Annotated in this window: 12 protein-coding genes; 10 read left to right on the plus strand and 2 right to left on the minus strand. The window is 63.1% G+C overall.

Annotation, left to right across the window (positions count from 1 at the left end):
- The first annotated feature begins 89 nt into the window (after positions 1–89).
- The 3 genes from ACN9M3_RS08350 to ACN9M3_RS08360 all read left to right on the plus strand — a co-directional run bounded on the left by ACN9M3_RS08350 (position 90) and on the right by ACN9M3_RS08360 (position 7,350).
- Positions 90–3,299 (plus strand): transglycosylase domain-containing protein, encoded by a 3,210-nt coding sequence (locus ACN9M3_RS08350; RefSeq protein WP_426321732.1) that lies wholly within the window; start codon positions 90–92, stop codon positions 3,297–3,299.
- Between the two features lie 153 nt (positions 3,300–3,452).
- Positions 3,453–4,751, plus strand: a complete 1,299-nt coding sequence (locus ACN9M3_RS08355; protein ID WP_426169732.1) for a TAXI family TRAP transporter solute-binding subunit — start codon at positions 3,453–3,455, stop codon at positions 4,749–4,751.
- 106 nt (positions 4,752–4,857) lie between these two features.
- Positions 4,858–7,350, plus strand: coding sequence for a TonB-dependent receptor plug domain-containing protein (locus ACN9M3_RS08360; protein WP_426169735.1), 2,493 nt, complete (start codon positions 4,858–4,860; stop codon positions 7,348–7,350).
- A gap of 90 nt (positions 7,351–7,440) precedes the next feature.
- Here the strand turns inward: ACN9M3_RS08360 and ACN9M3_RS08365 are convergent, their stop codons facing one another.
- Positions 7,441–7,902, minus strand: a complete 462-nt coding sequence (locus tag ACN9M3_RS08365; protein WP_426169737.1) for a rhodanese-like domain-containing protein — start codon at positions 7,900–7,902, stop codon at positions 7,441–7,443.
- 217 nt (positions 7,903–8,119) lie between these two features.
- On the opposite strand from ACN9M3_RS08365, the gene glnA reads away from it, so the two are divergent.
- From glnA to ACN9M3_RS08400, 7 genes are all read left to right on the plus strand, one after another.
- A complete protein-coding gene (gene glnA, locus ACN9M3_RS08370; protein ID WP_090437322.1) occupies positions 8,120–9,535 on the plus strand; it encodes a type I glutamate--ammonia ligase in 1,416 nt (471 codons plus the stop codon).
- Between the two features lie 99 nt (positions 9,536–9,634).
- The gene (locus tag ACN9M3_RS08375; RefSeq protein WP_426321736.1) at positions 9,635–10,120 is read left to right on the plus strand and encodes a DUF4124 domain-containing protein; all 486 of its coding nucleotides are present in this window, start codon (positions 9,635–9,637) and stop codon (positions 10,118–10,120) included.
- The gene (gene glnL, locus ACN9M3_RS08380; RefSeq protein WP_426321738.1) at positions 10,117–11,208 is read left to right on the plus strand and encodes a nitrogen regulation protein NR(II); all 1,092 of its coding nucleotides are present in this window, start codon (positions 10,117–10,119) and stop codon (positions 11,206–11,208) included. Before ACN9M3_RS08375 ends, glnL begins: the two co-directional genes overlap by 4 nt.
- A gap of 9 nt (positions 11,209–11,217) precedes the next feature.
- Entirely contained in the window at positions 11,218–12,705 is a 1,488-nt protein-coding gene (ntrC, locus tag ACN9M3_RS08385) for a nitrogen regulation protein NR(I) (protein WP_426169747.1), read from the plus strand.
- Between the two features lie 136 nt (positions 12,706–12,841).
- On the plus strand, positions 12,842–13,807 hold the full coding sequence (corA, locus tag ACN9M3_RS08390) for a magnesium/cobalt transporter CorA (protein WP_426169749.1): 966 nt from the start codon (positions 12,842–12,844) through the stop codon (positions 13,805–13,807).
- 42 nt (positions 13,808–13,849) lie between these two features.
- Positions 13,850–15,391 carry an HD domain-containing phosphohydrolase gene (locus tag ACN9M3_RS08395; RefSeq protein ID WP_426321740.1) on the plus strand — a complete coding sequence of 514 codons (1,542 nt, stop codon included), beginning with the start codon at positions 13,850–13,852 and terminating at the stop codon, positions 15,389–15,391.
- 9 nt (positions 15,392–15,400) lie between these two features.
- Positions 15,401–16,744, plus strand: coding sequence for a sensor histidine kinase (locus ACN9M3_RS08400; protein ID WP_426321742.1), 1,344 nt, complete (start codon positions 15,401–15,403; stop codon positions 16,742–16,744).
- Here ACN9M3_RS08400 and ACN9M3_RS08405 read toward each other — a convergent pair.
- Positions 16,719–18,353 (minus strand): NAD(P)/FAD-dependent oxidoreductase, encoded by a 1,635-nt coding sequence (locus ACN9M3_RS08405; protein ID WP_426321744.1) that lies wholly within the window; start codon positions 18,351–18,353, stop codon positions 16,719–16,721. The two genes, ACN9M3_RS08400 and ACN9M3_RS08405, sit on opposite strands and share 26 nt — an antisense overlap.
- Positions 18,354–18,460: the final 107 nt, after the last annotated feature.

Raw genomic sequence — 18,460 nt, forward strand, 5'->3', positions numbered from 1 at the left:
GAGTTGTCGTTCGAGCGGTGCGCAAAATGCGCGCCGGCGCGGCAGCAATTGGATATGGCGGCAACAGGCGGCGTTTGCGCTCGGTACCTATGCCTTCCCAACAAGATCACGAATCAAGCTCCTTCGAACCAAGCCCGCCAACCGAGCCAGCACTGCCACCTCCATCTGAACCGAAGAAGGGTTCGCGCTTGCGCAATGCGCTGATTGTGCTGATCCTGGTGCTGCTGACCGTGGGCGGATTCTGGGGCTATCACGAGACCCGCACCTCGACGATGCAGGCCAAGGTGTTCACCGACCTGGTCGGCAAGCTGACCTACAAGGTGGAGCCGGGACCGAGCAAGTCGATCCGCTTTCCGCACGACAGCCCTTACGACGAACGGCTTGGCTACGCCAACCTGCCGGATTACCTGGACAAGCTGAAAGCGCGCGATTACGAAGTCATGTCGCAAGCGCGCTTCTCGCCGAAGATGGTGGAATTGACCGACATGGGCGTGTTCCCGACCTATCGCGAAAAGACCCGCACCGGCCTGTCAATCTTCGACTGCCGCGAACAGCCTCTATTCACTGCCAGCTATCCGGAGCGCATTTACGGAAGCTTCGAGCAGGCGCCGAACGCGCTGGTGCAAAGCCTGCTGTTCATCGAGAACCGCGAGCTGCTGGACAACAAATACCCGAAACGCAACCCGGCCGTCGAATGGGATCGCCTGTCCAAGGCCATCCTTGAAAAAACCGCGAGCGCCGTGGGCGCCGGCGGCCACCGCGCGGCGGGCGGCTCCACTCTGGCTACCCAGATCGAGAAGTATCGCCATTCGCCGGAGGGCCGCACGGGCTCGATGAAGGACAAGCTGCAGCAGATGATTTCGGCCTCGCTGCGTGCCTATCAGCAGGGCGAAGACACTACCAAGGTGCGGCGCCAGATCGTGGTCGACTACCTGAATACCGTGCCGCTTTCGGCCAAGCCGGGCTACGGTGAAGTGAACGGCGTGGGCGACGGCATGTGGGTCTGGTACGGCCGCGAGTTCGACGAAGTGGGGCGCCTGCTGGGCGGCAAGATGGACCAGCCGGGCAGCCCGCTGGCTTTCAAGGAAGCGCTGTCGCTGCTGATCGCGCAGCGCCGCCCGAGCTACTACCTGGGCGAGGGCGATGAAGACCTGGAGACGCTGGCCAACAGCCACCTGCGCCTGCTGGCCAGCGCCGGCATCATCACGCCGCAGCTGCGCGACGCCGCGCTGAAGGAAAAGCTGCACCCGGCCAAGGGCAACGGCGTGCAGGCTGCGCCGCCGATGACCTATGTCACCAAGAAGGCCTCGAACGCCGTGCGCGTGCACCTGGCCAACCTGTTGGGCGACAACCGCATGTACAACCTGGACCGCCTCGACCTGTCGGTGAACACCACGCTCGACGCGGAAACCCAGAAAACCGTCACCGCCATGCTGCGCCAGTTGCGCGAGCCGGAGACCGCCGTGCAGGCCGGCCTGACCGGCAAGGGCATGCTGGGCAATGGCGACCCGGCCAACGTGGTGTACAGCTTCACGCTGCTGGAGCGCGGCGAGCACGCCAACTACCTGCGCGTGCAGACCGATAACTACGACCAGCCGCTGGACATCAACGAAGGCGCCAAGCTGGACCTGGGCTCCACCGCCAAGCTGCGCACCCTTGTCACCTACATGGACATCGTTGACCAGCTGTACAAGAAGTATGGCCAGATGGAGGTGGCTGAACTGAAGAAGGTCAGCGTCGACCAGCGCGACCGCCTGACCACCTGGGGCATCGAGTACCTGACCATGACGCCGAAGGACAAGCGCAACCTGCCTGACATGCTGCAGGCGGCGCTGGAGCGCAAGTATTCGGCCAATCCTGGCGAGGGCTTCTTCACCGGCGGCGGCCTGCATTACTTCGGCAACTTCAGCAAGGACGACGACTTCAAAATCATGACCGTGCGCGAAGCGCTGCGCCGCTCCACCAACCTGGTGTTCGTGCGCCTGATGCGCGACGTGGTCAAGTATTACTCCTTCCAGATGCCGGGCTCCTCGCAGACGCTGCTGACCGATTCCGACGATCCGCGCCGCGCGGCCTATCTGGCGCGCTTCGCCGACAAGGAAGGCAAGGAATTCCTGTATCGCTTCTACGCCAAGTACAAGGGCAAGAAGACGTCGGAGCTCGATGCCATCCTGCTCGATACGATCCGCCCGACGCCGGTGCGCCTGGCGAATATCCACCGCACCGTATATCCAAACGCGACGCTGGCGGAGTTCGACAAGTTCGTGAACGAAAACCTGAAGGTGCAGAACGATGTGCCGGAAGAGCGGCTGGCGAAGATGTACGAGCAATACGCGATGGACAAATGGAACCTGGCCGACCGCGGTTACCTGGCTGCCGTGCACCCGCTGGAATTGTGGCTGGTGGCTTACCTGCACCAGAACGAAGGGGCTTCGTTGTCCGACGTGGTGGCCGCCAGCGAGAAGGAGCGCCAGGAGGTTTACCAGTGGCTGTTCAAGACCCATCACAAGTACGCGCAGGACAAGCGCATCGCCGGCCTGCTGGAGATGGAGGCCTTCATGGGCATCCACCGCCAGTGGAAGAAGATGGGCTATCCGTTCGATTCGCTGGTGCCATCGTATGCGACCACGCTGGGCGCGTCGGCCGATCGTCCGGCAGCGCTGGCCGAGATGATGGGGATCATCGTCAACGGCGGCGTGCGCAAGACAACGCAGCGCATCGAGTCGCTGCACTTTGCGGAAGGCACGCCCTACGAGACCACGGTGGCGCGCAACAAGTCGAGCAGCAATGAGCAGGTGCTGACGCCGGAAGTGGCGCGTGCCGTGGCCGACGCGATCCGTGAAGTGGTGTCGGATGGTACGGCGCGGCGCGTGAAGTCCGCTTTCGTCGGGTCGGACGGGCAGATCATTCCTGTGGGCGGCAAGACCGGTACCGGCGACCAGCGCTTTGACGTGTACGCGGCGGGCGGGCGCCTGATCGAGTCGCGTTACGTGAACCGCTCGGCCACTTTCGTGTTCAATATCGGGGAGCGCTTCTTCGGCTCGATGACGGCTTATGTGCATGGGCCGGAGTCGAAGAATTATGACTTCACCTCGGCGCTACCGGTGCAGCTGCTGACGGTGCTGGCGCCTTCGCTGATGCCGCTGATCGAGCCGAATGCGCAGAAGGCTGCGCCGGTGGTCACAGCGATGGCGGCTGGCGCGCCGGGCGGCGTGCAGCCGGTGGCCACGGCGGCTTTGGTGGCGGCGACTTCCGCTGCAGCTCCCGCCGCGCCGCTGCGCGCCTGCGGCGCGCGCTAAACCGGTAAACCTGGGTCTCCAGGCCGAGGGCTTGGGTTGTGCGCCGTTGATCTTCGTCGAAAGTCAAAAGCCTCAAACCCCGTCAGCGGCCGCCGCACTGACGGTGTCTGACCCTGCGGGTCAGACACCGGGTTACCGGTTTAAAATGCGCGAATGAAACTCATCACCAAGTTCACCCGCATCAGCCTGCGCGACCTGCTGGTCTCGTTCGCCCCCACCATCCTGCTGATCGCTGGCGCCTGCGCACTGGCCTACTGGATCATCGACCCCACCCCTCCGCGCGTGGTCAAGCTCTCCACCGGTCAGGAAAACAGTGCCTACGAAAACATCGGCAAGCGCTACGCGCAAGCGATGGCCAAGCACGGCATCAAGGTCGTCCTGCAGCAAAGCCAGGGGTCGCAGGAAAACCTGCAGCGCCTGAACAAAGGCGAAACCGACATCGCCTTCGTGCAAAGCGGCTCCACCAACGAAGCCGAAGCCGAACGCACCGGCCTGGTCTCGCTGGGCAGCCTGTTCACCGAACCTGTGTGGCTCTTCATGCGCGAGAAGAAAGCCGTCAACAGCCTGACCCGCCTCAAAGGACTGAAGGTCAACCTCGGCCCCGAAGGCAGCGGCGTGCCGCGCCTGTTCCGCCAGGTACTGCAGATTAACGGCGTCCACAACGGCGACATCATCGCCAGCGACCTGGAAAACACGCCCGCCACGGTGGAACTGCTGGAAGGGCGCATCGATGCCCTGGTATTCGCAGCGGCGCCGGACGACCCGCTGATCCAGATGCTGTTGATGACGCCCGGGATCAAGCTGTTCAACTTCACCCAGGCCGAAGCCTATGCGCGCCGGCTGCCGTTCCTGACCCATGTCACCCTGCCGCGCGGCATCGTCGACCTGGGCCGCGACCTGCCGGCTCGCGACTACCACCTGATCGCACCAACCGCCACCCTGGTGGCGCGCGAAGACTTGCACCCGGCCTTGATCGACTTGTTCGTACAGGCCGCCAGCGGCATCCATAGCGGGGCGGGCTGGTTCCAGCAGCAGGGCCAGTTCCCTTCACCGCGCTATACCGAGATCCCGGTCGCGCGGGAAGCGGCCAAGTTCTACAAGGATGGCCCGCCGTTCCTGCAGCGCTACATGACCTTCTGGCTGGCCAACCTGTTCGATCGCCTGTGGGTGGTGGTGCTGGCCGCCGGCGCCCTGATCCTGCCGCTGTCGAAAGTCGTGCCGCCGATCTACGTCTGGCGCATCCGCTCGCGCGTCTACCGCTGGTATGGACAACTGCGCTCGGTGGAGCAAGGTGTCGATGAGGGCAAGCCGCGCGATGAGCTGCTGCACCGCCTGGACCAGATCGAAGAACGGGTCAACCGTCTCACCGTGCCGCTATCCTTTGCCGATGAGTTCTACGGCTTGCGCAACCACATCGAGTTCGTGCGGCAGAAGCTACGTACAAACACGTAAAACACCTTGAAAGTGTTGTATCCGCGAGACCCTTAATTGACAGTTGCTTACAGTTACCTCAAAGATAAGCCGGGGAGTGAAACTGGTTTAACAACAAGGGGTAGCTATGGCACCAAAAAAACAGGTTCTGGCAATCGCAGTTGCATCACTTTTCACCAATGCCGCATGGGCGCAGGAAGCGCCTGCCGGCGAAACCGCTACGGTGGTGGTGACCGGTACCCGGGTCTCCAACCGCACTGTGCTCGACACCACCGCACCGGTGGACGTCATCAGCGCCGACAGCATCAAGAATGCCGGCGTGCCGGAAGTGACGCAAGCGCTGTCCGTGGCGCTGCCTTCACTGAATTTTCCGCGTCCGGGCCTGGCCGACGGTACCGACACCATCCGCCCGGCCACCCTGCGCGGCCTGGCGCCCGACCAGACCCTGGTGCTGGTCAACTCCAAGCGCCGCCACACTTCATCGCTGGTGAACCTGAATGGCACTATCGGCCGCGGTTCGGCAGCGGTGGACATGAATACCATCCCGGCCGGTATTGTGAAGACCATTGAAGTGCTGCGCGATGGCGCGTCCGCACAATACGGCTCTGACGCGATTGCCGGCGTGATCAACGTGCGCCTGCGCACCGATCGCACCGGCGGCGAAGCCAGCGTGAGTTATGGCCGTCGCGATACCGAGTACAACTTCAATCCAGGCACGCCGCCGGCCGGCGCCACCTGGGGCGTTGAAGATTCGCGCAAGCGCAAGGACGGCAATACGCTCAATCTCAGCCTGTGGAAAGGCATGGAGCTGGGCGAAAGCGGCTTCCTGACTCTCGCGCTGGAGCGCAAGCGGCAGGATCATACCGAGCGTTCCGGCTGGGACGTACGCCAGCAATATCCGCTGGTAAACGGCGCCTTCGATCCGCGCGAAGCGAACTTCAACCGCTTCAACGCCTGGTACGGCGAGCCTGAGCTGACGCAGAGTACCTTCTTCGCCAACGCCGGCTACAACCTGGCAGGCGGCGTCAAGCTGTATGGCTGGACCAGCTACCAGGACCGCGATGCGCGTTCGGGCGGCTTCTTCCGCCGCGCCCAGCAGGACAACAATACGATCGAGATTTATCCAAATGGCTTCCTGCCGATCATCGCGCCGGCAGTATCGGACTTCAGTGCCGCCTTCGGCGCCACCTGGACCGCCGGCGAGTGGGACATGGATGCATCCGTGACTTACGGCGACAACCGGATGGACTTCACCATCGAGAACACGCTGAACCGTTCCCTTGGCCCGTCCTCCAAGACTGTCTTCGATGCAGGCGGTTTCAAATACGACCAGCTCACCTTGAACCTGTCTGGCGTGCGGCAGTACGAAGTAGGCCTGTCGTCGCCGCTCAACGTGGCCGTTGGCGCGGAAGCGCGTCGCGAAGGCTACGCACTGCATGCTGGCGAGCCTGACTCCTGGCGTAACGGTGGAGTGACGCTGCCGCCGCTGCCGCCGCCGGCGGCGCAAACGCCACGGCCTACGGCTTCCGGTTCGCAGGTCTTCCCAGGCTTCCGTCCGAGTGATGAATCGGATGCCAACCGCAAGGCCTACTCGGTATATGTCGACGTGGAAGCGAACCTGACGCAGAACCTGTTGGCATCGGCCGCAGTGCGCGGCGAGCATTACACGGACTTCGGCAACAACTGGTCGGGCAAGCTGGCGGCCCGCTACAACTTCTCGCCATCGTTTGCGCTGCGCGGTTCGGCGCAAAATGGTTTCCGCGCACCGTCGCCGCAGCAGCAGTTCTTTACCTCCACGGCGACCAACTTCGTTGGCGGCGTGCCATACGACATCACCACCTTCAAGCCTAGTGATCCGGCTGCAGTGGCGCTGGGCGCCAAGCCGCTCGATGCCGAAAAGTCGACCAACTTCTCGCTGGGCGCGGTCGGCAAGATGGGCAAGGCCAGCCTGACGGTGGATGCGTTCCAGATCAAGATCCGTGACCGCATCGTGTTGTCTGAGAACCTGCTGCAGGACAATGTGCGGAACTACCTGACATCGCTGGGCTTCATCGGCATCGGCGGCGGGCGCTTCTTCATCAACGGCGTGAACACGACGACGCGCGGCGTGGACGTGGTGGCCAACTATCCATGGAATGCAGGCAACGTGGGCAAGTTCGACTTCACTCTGGCGGGCAATTACACCAAGACCGAAGTGACCAAGGTGCCGGTGACTGCGCAATTGGCCGCGCTGAATCCTGCGCCCCCGCTGTTCGACCGCGTGAACGTGCTGACCTTTGAACATGGCACGCCGCAGACCAAGTTCACGGCCAGCGTGAACCATACGCTGGGCAACTGGAGTGGCACCTTCCGCGCCACGCGCTACGGCAAGGTGTTGCAACCGGATGCGAATCCGGCACGCGATCACTGGATGACGCCGAAGACTTTGGTTGACGTGGAAGGGCGCTACAAGATCACGCAGCGCCTGACTGCAGCGCTGGGTGCGGAGAACCTGTTCGACCAGTATCCGGATCCGTATCCAGCGTTGTTGAATGGCACCGGCAATGCGCCATATTCCAATTACTCGCCGTTTGGCCGCTCGGGGCGCTTTGTCTATGCACGTTTGAACTACGCGCTTTAACCCAGAAGCCGCGGATCGGATAGGCGGCAGTTACACCGGAGAGATGATGGGCATCGGCGATATTGAACTATCCCGATGCCCATTTAATTCTTACGCGCCCGCCCAGGGCAGGCCTGCCTTGCACCAGCCGCCCACGTTCTTGCGGTGGCCTTCGGCATCCTTGTCGCCTTCGAAGCCTTCCAGGATGTCGTAGCACTGGGTGTAGCCGGCCTCGGTCGCCGCCTTGGCCGCATGGCGCGAACGCACGCCAGAACGGCACAGGAACACAATCACTGTGTCCTTGCCAGGCACCGCCGCCGCCAACTGGCCCAGGAAGTCAGGATTGGGCGTCCCGCCCGGATAGACGTTCCACTGCGCCGCATGATGCTGCTCGGCCGGAATCGCCACGCGCCCCACCCAATCGCGCTCGGCATTGGTCCGCACATCGACCAGGCGCACATGCGGATCGCATTTCAGCAGCTCGTATGCCTCATGCGGGGTCACCGCACCGGCATAGGGCAGGGAAGTGTCGCGTTTGCGTGCACGGTCGAGGATTTCGGCGGTGGAACTCATGGTTTTTCCTTTATGATGACTGCACCACAACGATGCATTTGCTTCAATTGGTGCAAATATGCACCACGGTGGTGCGATAATCGGCAGATGCACCCGCATGGTGCGCCTTTTGCGTGTTGGTAGCATGGAATTGGCTGGCATGATATCTGCTTAATGTACCACCAGCGTTCGCCGCACCCAAGTGGTCGCGGCAGTTTTTTCACTTAGGAGATATGTAATGGCACTGACCGCCGCAGACGTTCTGAAGATGGTACAAGAGCACGAAGTCAAGTTCGTGGACTTCCGTTTCGCCGATACCCGTGGCAAGGAACAGCACGTAACCGTGCCTGTGTCCCATTTCGACATCGACAAATTTGAATCGGGCCACGCTTTCGACGGTTCTTCCATCGCCGGCTGGAAAGGCATTGAAGCTTCCGACATGATCCTGCTGCCGGATCCTGCGACCGCCAACATCGACCCATTCTTCGAAGAAACCACCCTGTTCATGCAGTGCGACGTGATCGAACCGTCGGACGGCAAAGGTTACGACCGCGACCCGCGCTCCATCGCCAAGCGCGCTGAAGCCTACCTGAAATCCTCCGGCCTGGGCGACACCGCCTACTTCGGCCCAGAGCCAGAATTCTTCATCTTCGACTCCGTGAAGTGGAAGATCGACATGTCCGGCGCCATGGTCAAGATCGACTCCGACGAAGCTTCGTGGTCGACCGACAAGGACATCGACGGCGGCAACTCCGGCCACCGTCCAACCGTGAAGGGCGGCTACTTCCCAGTGCCTCCAGTCGACTCCTTCCAGGACATGCGCTCCGAAATGTGCCTGATCCTGGAATCGATGGGCATCCCGGTCGAAGTGCACCACCACGAAGTGGCTGGCGCCGGCCAAAACGAAATCGGCACCAAGTTCTCGACCCTGGTCGAGCGCGCCGACTGGACCCAGAACCTGAAATACGTGGTGTGGAACGTTGCCCACTCCTATGGCAAGACCGCTACCTTCATGCCTAAGCCAGTGGTTGGCGACAACGGCTCCGGCATGCACGTGCACCAGTCGATCTGGAAAGACGGCAAGAACCTGTTCGCCGGCGACGGCTATGCCGGCCTGTCCGACTTCGCGCTGTACTACATCGGCGGCATCATCAAGCACGCCAAGGCACTGAACGCGATCACCAACCCAGGCACCAACTCGTACAAGCGCCTGGTGCCAGGCTACGAAGCTCCAGTGAAACTGGCTTACTCCGCACGCAACCGTTCGGCTTCGATCCGTATTCCACACGTGGCCAATCCAAAAGGCCGCCGCATCGAAACCCGCTTCCCGGACCCGCTGGCCAACCCATACCTGTGCTTCGCTGCACTGATGATGGCCGGCCTGGACGGCGTGCAAAACAAGATCCACCCAGGCGAAGCAGCGTCCAAAGACCTGTACCACCTGCCACCGGAAGAAGATGCACTGATCCCAACCGTCTGCGCATCCCTGGAAGAAGCCCTGGATCACCTGAACAAGGACCGTGAGTTCCTGACCCGCGGCGGCGTGTTCACCGATTCGATGATCGATGCCTACATCGAACTGAAGATGACCGAAGTGACCCGCATGCGCCAGACCACTCACCCGGTCGAGTTCGACATGTACTACTCCCTGTAATCAGGGGACGATTGCCGGAATTAACCGGCAGTCAACAAAAGCGCGAGGCCAGCAGCTTGCTTTCCTCGCGTTTTTTTTCGGATGTTGTATAGTCGGGGCATGAACACTCGCACTCTCGTATTACATGGGCTGGCGTTGCTGGCCGTGAGTGGCGCAGCGCAGGCGCAGCAAATTTTTCTCTGCGTGGATGCCGATGGCCGCAAGGAACTGACCGATACCCGCAAGGGGAAGAACTGCAAGACGCTGGACCTGCCGGGCGCCACCATTCCCGCGCCGGGCGGCGCGCGCCGCGGCTCGACGCCGTCCGCACCTGCCGTAGCGCCAGCCAACTTCCCACGCGTGGAAAGCTCGGAACAGAAAGCCCGCGATGCCGACCGCCGCGCCATCCTGACCGATGAGCTCAACACCGAAAACCGTAAGCTGGCGGATTTGCGCAAGGAATTCAACAACGGCGAACCTGAACGCCGGGCCGACGAGCGCAACGCCGCCAAGTACCAGGAGCGCGTAACTGGCCTGAAGGACAGCATCGCGCGTGCGGAATCGAACGTGGAAGCGCTGAAGCGCGAGCTTGCCAATATAAAATGACCCCAGACAGCCCTGCCAGCATCCGGCCCGCTGAACTGGCAGGGCTGGACCTGCTGGCATCGGCCGTTGTCATCGTCGATGGCGGCGGCCATATCCTGTACCTCAACGCGGCTGGCGAAAACCTGCTGGAATCGTCGCTGAAAGCCCTGGCGCGCCAGCCGCTGGGCGGCCTGTTTGCAGCGCCGCTGGAGCTTGAGAACATCATCGCGCAGGCGCGCGAGCACAAATTCTCCGACGTACGGCAAGAGCTGGTGCTGGAACGCAGCGGGCGTGAAGCGCTGCACGTGCACATCATCGCCAGCGCGCTGGACGAGCCGGATGGCGCCGTGATGATCGAGCTGCGCGAGATCGTGCAGCAGATGAAGCAGGACCGCGAAGAACGCCTGATGGACCAGAGCCAGGTCAACAAGGAGCTGATCCGCAACCTGGCGCACGAAATCAAGAACCCGCTGGGCGGCATCCGCGGCGCTGCCCAACTGCTGGAAATGGAACTGCCGCCGCTGCACCTGACGCAGCTGCGCGAATACACCCAGGTCATCATCAAGGAAGCGGACCGCCTGCAAACGCTGGTGGACCGCCTGCTGGCGCCGCACCGCCGGCCGCACATCGTGGGCGACGTCAATATCCACGAAGTGCTGGAGCGGGTGCGCAGCCTGATCCTGGCTGAATTCCCGGTCGGGCTCACCATCCGCCGCGACTACGACGCTTCCTTGCCCGAATTCCGCGGCGACAAGGAGCAGTTGATCCAGACGGTCCTGAACATCGCCCACAATGCCGCGCAAGCGCTGGCGGCGCGCATCGAGCAGGGCGATGCCGAGATCATTTTCCGCACCCGTGTGGCGCGCCAGATGACGCTGGCGAAGGTGCGTTATCAGCTGGCATTAGATTTGCATATCATCGATAACGGACCGGGCATCTCGCCCCAGATCCGCGACCGCATTTTCTACCCGCTGGTGTCGGGCAGGGATGGCGGCAGCGGCCTGGGACTGACGCTGGCGCAAACCTTCGTGCAACAGCACATGGGTGTTATCGAATGCGAAAGCAGGCCTGGTCAAACGGACTTCAGAATCTTATTGCCTTTGCCTTGATCGGAATACATGAAACCAATCTGGATAGTTGACGACGACGAATCGATCCGCTGGGTGCTGGAGAAAGCCCTGGCGCGGGAGAACCTCGCAACGCGCAGCTTTGCCAATGCGCGCGATGCGGTCGCCGCGCTGGAACATGAGACGCCGCAGGTGCTGGTGTCGGACATCCGCATGCCGGGCGACTCCGGCCTCGACTTGCTGCAACTGGTGAAGCAGCGCCATCCCGGCCTGCCGGTGATCATCATTACCGCCTTCTCCGACCTGGATTCCGCCGTGGCGGCCTTCCAGGGCGGCGCCTTTGAATACCTGGCCAAGCCCTTCGATATCGACAAGGCGGTGGAGCTGATCCGCCGCGCGCTGGACGAAAGCCTGCGCGAGTCGAGCATCGAATCCGGGCCGGCCGATACGCCGGAAATCCTGGGCCAGGCGCCGGCCATGCAGGAAGTCTTCCGCGCCATCGGCCGCCTGTCGCAATCGAATGTGACGGTGCTGATCACCGGCGAATCCGGCACCGGCAAGGAGCTGGTGGCGCGCGCATTGCACAAGCACAGCCCGCGCGCCGAGCAGCCCTTCATCGCCATCAATACGGCGGCGATTCCGAAGGACCTGCTGGAATCCGAATTGTTCGGTCACGAGCGCGGCGCCTTCACCGGAGCGCAGACCACGCGCCGCGGCCGTTTCGAGCAGGCCGAAGGCGGCACGCTGTTCATGGATGAAATCGGCGACATGCCGTTCGACCTGCAAACGCGCCTGCTGCGCGTGCTGTCGGACGGGCACTTCTACCGCGTCGGCGGCCATTCGCCGCTGAAGGCCAATGTGCGCGTGATCACGGCCACGCACCAGAACCTCGAGCAGCGCGTGCGCGATGGCTTGTTCCGTGAAGACTTGTATCACCGCCTGAACGTGATCCGCCTGCGCTTGCCCAGTTTGAGGGAGCGGCGCGAGGATATCCCTATCCTGGTGCGCCACTTCCTGGTGCAGAGTGCGCGCCAACTGGGCGTGGAAGCCAAGCGCATGAGCGATTCGACGCTGGCGTTCTTGCAGCAGCTTGAGTTGCCGGGCAATGTGCGCCAGCTGGAGAACCTGTGCAACTGGATCACCGTCATGGCGCCGGGCCAGACGGTGGAAGTGAAAGACCTGCCGCTGGAACTGACGCAAGGGCAGGAGAGCGCCATGCATGCCGCCGTGCCGGCCGCGGCCGAAACCGCGATGCCGCAGCACCACGGCACAGTGCAGCCCTTGGCGCCACCGCCATTGGCTGCATCGCCGGAAGGCTGGCTTAGCCTGCTGGAACTGCAGGCGGCCGGCATGCTGAGCAGCGGCCAGCAGGACGTGATGGACGTGCTGGGTCGCCAGTTCGAATCGGCCCTGATCCGCACCGCGCTGAAGTACACGCACGGGCGCAAGAACGACGCCGCGATCCGGCTTGGCATCGGGCGCAATACCATCACGCGCAAGATTGCCGAACTGGGCATCGACGGCGCCAAGGATGACTGAAACCGGTAAGGCGGTGTCAGGCACAAGTGCCTGACACCGGTCCGCGGCGGCCGCGTGCGGGGTCAGGCCCTGCGGGCCTGACCCCGGTTTACCGGTTTTCAGTTATGCTGCGGGCTTGGAAATTTGAGGAGCCTGCATGCTGATTAACTGCGTCGCCTACCAGGATGGGCGCAAGCTGGCTGATATCCCGGTCGAGGACATCAGCGATTACGTGGCGCGTCAAGACGCCTTCGTCTGGGTCGCCCTGCGCGACGCTTCACGCGCGGAACTCGAAGTGATGCAGGAAGAATTCGGCCTGCACGAACTGGCGGTGGAAGACGCCGGCCGGGGCCAGCAACGCCCCAAGATCGAGGAATACGGCGACTCCCTGTTCGTCGTGGTCAAGATGCTCGAGTTGCGCGAGGACGAGCTGCATGTCGGCGAAGTCGATATCTTCGTCGGCCCAAACTACGTCCTGTCCAATCGCTCCAATTCCACCAAGGACTTCCTTGGCGTGCGCGCCCGTGCCGAGCGGGAACCGCACCTCTTGCAGCAAGGCTCCGGTTTCGTGCTGTACGCGCTGATGGACGCTGTGGTCGACCGCTATTTCCCGATCATCGACACGCTGGAAGTCGAACTGGAAAAGATCGAAGAGCGCATCTTCATCCGCGGTTCGCAGCAGGACAATATCGAGCGGCTGTATGAGCTCAAGCGCAAGGTGATGACGGTGCGCCACACCGTCGCCCCCTTGCTCGATGCCATTGGCAAGTTGCACGGCGGCCGCGTGCCGGCGGTCTGCCGGAACACGCAGGAATATTTCCGCGATGTCCACGATCACTTGCTCCGCATCAACTCTGCCCTCGATACCATGCGCGAGACCATCGGCACCGCAATCCAGGTCAACCTGTCGATGGTGGCGCTGGAAGAAGGCGAGGTCAACAAGCGCCTGGCCGCCTGGGCTGCAATTTTCGCCGTCTTGACCGCCTTCGCCGGCCTGTGGGGCATGAATTTCAAGCACATGCCCGAGCTGGACTGGCGTTTCGGCTACCCGGCGGCCCTGACCTTGATGGCTGTTGTTTGCGGCGCATTGTATCGACGCTTTAAGAAGGTGGGCTGGCTGTAGCGGTATATAATTTTCAATAAACAACCTCTGGTGGGGCTGGGCATGGTTGATGACGCAATGTTGTTCGACGATGATGAAACGCCAGCCCCGGCCGCGTCCCTCCCGCCCTGGGAGATCCTGGTCGTCGATGACGAGCAAGCGGTACACCAGGTCACCGAGCTGGTGATGTCGGACTTCGAGTTCGACGGCCGCCGCGTCCATTTCTCCCATTGCTATTCCGGCAGCGAAGCGCGCGCGCACCTGGCCCGGCCCGGCCAGTTTGCCCTGATCCTGCTCGACGTCGTGATGGAGTCCGAGCACGCCGGCCTGGAGCTGGTGCGCTATATCCGCGAAGAGCTGGGCGACCGCAACGTGCGCATCGTATTGCGTACGGGCCAGCCTGGCCAGGCGCCGCAGGCGCTGGTGTTGAAAACCTACGACATCAACGATTACCGCGAAAAGACCGAGCTGACGCACGCCAAGCTCAGCACCGTGTTCTATTCCGGCCTGCGCGCCTATCGCGACCTGATGCGGCTGGAGCGGGCCCGCCTTGGCTTGCGGCGCTCGATCGACGCCATCACCCATGTCTGCGATTCGGACAACCTGCGCCATTTCTGTTCCGCAGTACTGGAACAGGCCTCGGCATTGCTGGGCCGGCAGGCGGAAGGCGTCTGCGCCAGCCGCATGAATGCCTACGCTGCGGCGCGCCAGCCAAGCCGCCTGCAGGTGCTGGCGGTGACCACGGCCTACGCCGACCTGGCCCTGGAGGAAACGCTGGACCATTTGCCGGCGCAGGTGCGCGATGCCTTCCTGCGCTGCATGGCGGAGCAGGCCGACCATTATGGGCCGCGGTACTACGCTTGCTACTACCGCACGCGCGACGGCAACGAGAGCCTGCTGTACATGTCTTTCAGCGAAGCGCTGGAAACGGAGGAGCGCGAACTGCTTGGCCTTTTCTCGGCGAATGTCGCCATCACCTACGAACGGCTGCTGGCGCGTGAGGAACTGGAGGCGACCCAGGAAGCCATCATCCACATCCTTGGCGAGGCGCTGGAAAGCCGCTCGGCAGCGTCCGGCGGCCATGTGGAACGCGTGGGCGAGATCGCCGCCATGCTGGGCGCAGCGGTCGACATGCCGGAAGACGCCGTGCGCCAGCTGCGCCAGGCCGCCCCGCTGCACGATATCGGCCATGCCGGCATCCCGGACGACATCCTCAACTTGCCCGGCCCGCTCGACGCGGCGCAGCGCACGCGCATGCAGGGCCATAGCGACATCGGCTGGCATATGCTGTCCTCGTCGACCCAGCCGGTCCTGCAACTGGCAGCGCGCATCGCCCACGAACACCATGAGCGCTGGGATGGCGCGGGCTACCCGCAAGGCTTGCAGGGTGCCGATATCAGCCTGGCAGCGCGCATCACCGCGCTGGCCGACTTCGTCGACGCCATGGTGAGCCCGCGCAGCTATCGCCCGGCGCATACGCTGCAGCATGCGCTGGATGAGGTGCGCGAGGGCAGCGGCAGCCGCTTCGATCCGGCATTGGCCAGCCTGCTGTTGCAGCATAAAGATGACCTGCAAGACCTGTACCGGCGCCACCCACCCCATTAGGAGCCCGTGATGGAACTATTCGACGCCAACGACGCGCGCACCCTGGCCGAAGCGGCGTTGCGCTCGATTACCGATTCCACTGCGCGTGCGCGCGGCGAGGAATTTTTCCGCGTACTGGTGCGCGACCTTGCGGCGGCGCTGGACGTGACCTATGTGATCGCGGGCCGCGTGATCCACATGCCGGACGGACAGGAAGGCATCCGCACCCTGGCCGTGTGGGGCGGCGAAGAGTTCCTGCCGAATATGGAATACAGCCTGGAGCACACGCCTTGCCACAACGTGACCGACCAGACCATGTGCTTCCACGGCTGCGGCATCCAGCAGGATTACCCGCTCGACACCCTGCTGGTGGACATGAAGGCGGAAAGCTACGTCGGCATGCCGATGGTCGATACCGAGGGCAAGACCCTGGGCATCCTGTCGGCCATCGACACCAAGCCGATAGATGAAAACAGGCGCTTGCTGGCGCTGTCGCTGCTGTCGATCTTCACCGCGCGCGCAGCGGCCGAGCTGCAGCACCAGGATCGCGAGCACCTGCTGGAGGAAAAGGTCTCGCGCCGCACCGAGGCCCTGCGCGCGGCGCAGGCCAGCCTGGTGGAGCAGGAAAAGCTGGCGGCGCTGGGCGCGCTGGTGGCCGGCGTGGCGCATGAGGTGAACACGCCGGTGGGCGTGGCGCTGACCGCCGCATCGGCCATGAGCAGCTATACGGCGCAACTGGTGCAGGCATTGGAAGCGCCGAAAGTGAGCCGCTCCGACCTGGTCAACCTGGCCGCGCGCTTGAACGATGCGGCAGCGCTGATCGAGCAGAACCTGCACCGCGCCGCCGCCCTGATCGGCAACTTCAAGCAACTGGCAGTGGACCAGGGCACCGAGCATGTGAGCACGCTGGCGCTGAAGGATTATGTGCAGGGCGTGGTGTCGGCGCACAGCCCGGAATTGCGCAAGGCCGGCATCAAGGTGGAGGTGGAGATCGACCATCTGCTGCGGCCACGCCTGCCGCCCGGGAAGTTCTCGCAAGTGCTGTCCAACCTGCTGATGAACGCCGCGCGTCACGCCTACCCGGATGGGCAGGGCGGCACGGTGACCGTTCGCGCCAGCACGGCCGACGGCTGGCTGGAGATGGACTTCATCGACCAGGGCGTGGGACTGGCCCCCGGCGTGAGGGAAAGGATTTACGAGCCCTTCTTCACGACCAAGCGCGGGCAGGGCGGCTCAGGACTCGGCATGCATATTGTCTACACCATCATGCAGCAGATGGGCGGCGCGGTGGAAGTGCACAGCAAGCCCGGGCAAGGCTGCCGCTTCCACCTGCAGATGCCGTTTGAAGTCAGGACTTCTCCGCCGCCTGCATAGACAGCGCCACCGCTTCCGCCACCTTGATGCCATCCACGCCGGCCGAGAGGATGCCGCCGGCATAGCCCGCGCCCTCGCCGGCCGGGAACAAACCGCGCGTGTTCAGGCTTTGCAGGTCGTCGTTATTGCGCTTGATGCGGATCGGCGAGGAGGTGCGGGTTTCCAGGCCGGTCAGCACGGCATCGTGCTTGAAGTAGCCCTTGACCTGCTTGTCGAAGGCCGGGAAGGCTTCACGCAGCGCGACCACGGCGTAGTCCGGCAAGATGGTGGCCAGGTCGGTCCAGGTGATGCCGGGCTTGAAGGAAGGGACTACGGCGCCAACGTCGCTCGACGCGCGGCCGGCCACGAAGTCGCCCATCAACTGGCCCGGCGCATTGTAATTGGAGCCGCCCAGCACATAGGCCTTCTCTTCCAGGCGGCGCTGCAGTTCGATGCCGGCCAGCGGGTGGCCAGGGTAGTCTTCCTCAGGGCTGATCGACACCACGATGGCGCTGTTGGCATTGCGCTCGGCGCGCGAGTATTGCGACATGCCGTTGGTGACCACGCGGCCCGGCTCCGAAGCGGCCGCCACCACGGTGCCGCCCGGGCACATGCAGAAGCTGTATACCGCGCGGCCATTGCTGGCGTGATGCACCAGCTTGTAGTCGGCCGCGCCCAGGATAGGATGGCCGGCATTCGGGCCGAAACGGCACTGGTCGATCAGCGATTGCGGGTGCTCGACGCGGAAGCCGATCGAGAACGGCTTGGCCTCGATGTAGACGCCGCGCTGGTACAGGGTTTCGAACGTGTCGCGCGAGCTGTGGCCGATGGCCAGCACCACATGATTGGTTGCGAGATATTCGCCGCTGGCCAGGTGCAGGCCGCGCATCTGGCGCACGCCGCTTTCCTCGCCGATGTCGAAATCGGTCACGCGCTGCTCGAAGCGGATTTCACCGCCCAGGGCGGTGATTTCCTCGCGCATGTTTTCCACCATCTTCACCAGGCGGAAGGTGCCGATGTGCGGCTTGCTGACGTAAATGATTTCTTCCGGCGCGCCGGATTTGACGAACTCGGTCAGCACCTTGCGGCCATAGTGCTTGGGATCGCTGATCTGGCTGTACAGCTTGCCGTCCGAAAAGGTGCCCGCGCCGCCTTCGCCGAACTGCACGTTCGATTCAGGGTTCAACACGCGCTTGCGCCAGAAGCCAAACGTATCCTTGGTGCGCTCGCGCACGGTCTTGCCGCGTTCGAGGACGATAGGCTTCAGGCCCATCTGGGCCAGGATCAGGGCGGCGAACAGGCCGCATGGGCCCATGCCGATGACCACCGGGCGCGGCTGCTTGCCGTCGGCGTTGACGCCATGCGCGACGAACTTGTAAGCCATGTCCGGCGAGACCATCAGGTGCTTGTCGTCGGCGCGCCTGGCCAGGATGCCGGCATCGTCCGTGGTTTCCACATCGACCGAGTAGATCAGCGAGATGTTGGACTTCTTGCGCGCGTCATAGCTGCGTTTATAGACGGTAAAGCCCAGCATCTGCTGCGGTGAAATCTTCAGGCGGGCCAGAATGGCTTTGGCCAGCTCCGGTTCTTCGTGGTTGAGGGGGAGCTTGATTTCGTTCAGTCGCAACATGGTGGTCTTTCTCTCTCGGATGGGGCGCGCAACGGGCCCAAAGGCGACATTTTACCCGCTTCCTCCAGATTGATTTGTGTTGGTTGCACGCCATAAGGCTTTGCCGA

This window comes from Pseudoduganella sp. R-43, from assembly GCF_049913255.1.
Lineage (GTDB): Bacteria > Pseudomonadota > Gammaproteobacteria > Burkholderiales > Burkholderiaceae_D > Rugamonas.

Bases quoted from the DNA above. Each gene is read 5' to 3' on its own strand.
- ACN9M3_RS08350 (WP_426321732.1), top strand. From the start codon at position 90: ATGCCTTCCCAACAAGATCACGAATCAAGCTCCTTCGAACCAAGCCCG.
- ACN9M3_RS08355 (WP_426169732.1), top strand. From the start codon at position 3,453: ATGAAACTCATCACCAAGTTCACCCGCATCAGCCTGCGCGACCTGCTG.
- ACN9M3_RS08360 (WP_426169735.1), top strand. From the start codon at position 4,858: ATGGCACCAAAAAAACAGGTTCTGGCAATCGCAGTTGCATCACTTTTC.
- ACN9M3_RS08365 (WP_426169737.1), bottom strand. From the start codon at position 7,902: ATGAGTTCCACCGCCGAAATCCTCGACCGTGCACGCAAACGCGACACT.
- glnA (WP_090437322.1), top strand. From the start codon at position 8,120: ATGGCACTGACCGCCGCAGACGTTCTGAAGATGGTACAAGAGCACGAA.
- ACN9M3_RS08375 (WP_426321736.1), top strand. From the start codon at position 9,635: ATGAACACTCGCACTCTCGTATTACATGGGCTGGCGTTGCTGGCCGTG.
- glnL (WP_426321738.1), top strand. From the start codon at position 10,117: ATGACCCCAGACAGCCCTGCCAGCATCCGGCCCGCTGAACTGGCAGGG.
- ntrC (WP_426169747.1), top strand. From the start codon at position 11,218: ATGAAACCAATCTGGATAGTTGACGACGACGAATCGATCCGCTGGGTG.
- corA (WP_426169749.1), top strand. From the start codon at position 12,842: ATGCTGATTAACTGCGTCGCCTACCAGGATGGGCGCAAGCTGGCTGAT.
- ACN9M3_RS08395 (WP_426321740.1), top strand. From the start codon at position 13,850: ATGGTTGATGACGCAATGTTGTTCGACGATGATGAAACGCCAGCCCCG.
- ACN9M3_RS08400 (WP_426321742.1), top strand. From the start codon at position 15,401: ATGGAACTATTCGACGCCAACGACGCGCGCACCCTGGCCGAAGCGGCG.
- ACN9M3_RS08405 (WP_426321744.1), bottom strand. From the start codon at position 18,353: ATGTTGCGACTGAACGAAATCAAGCTCCCCCTCAACCACGAAGAACCG.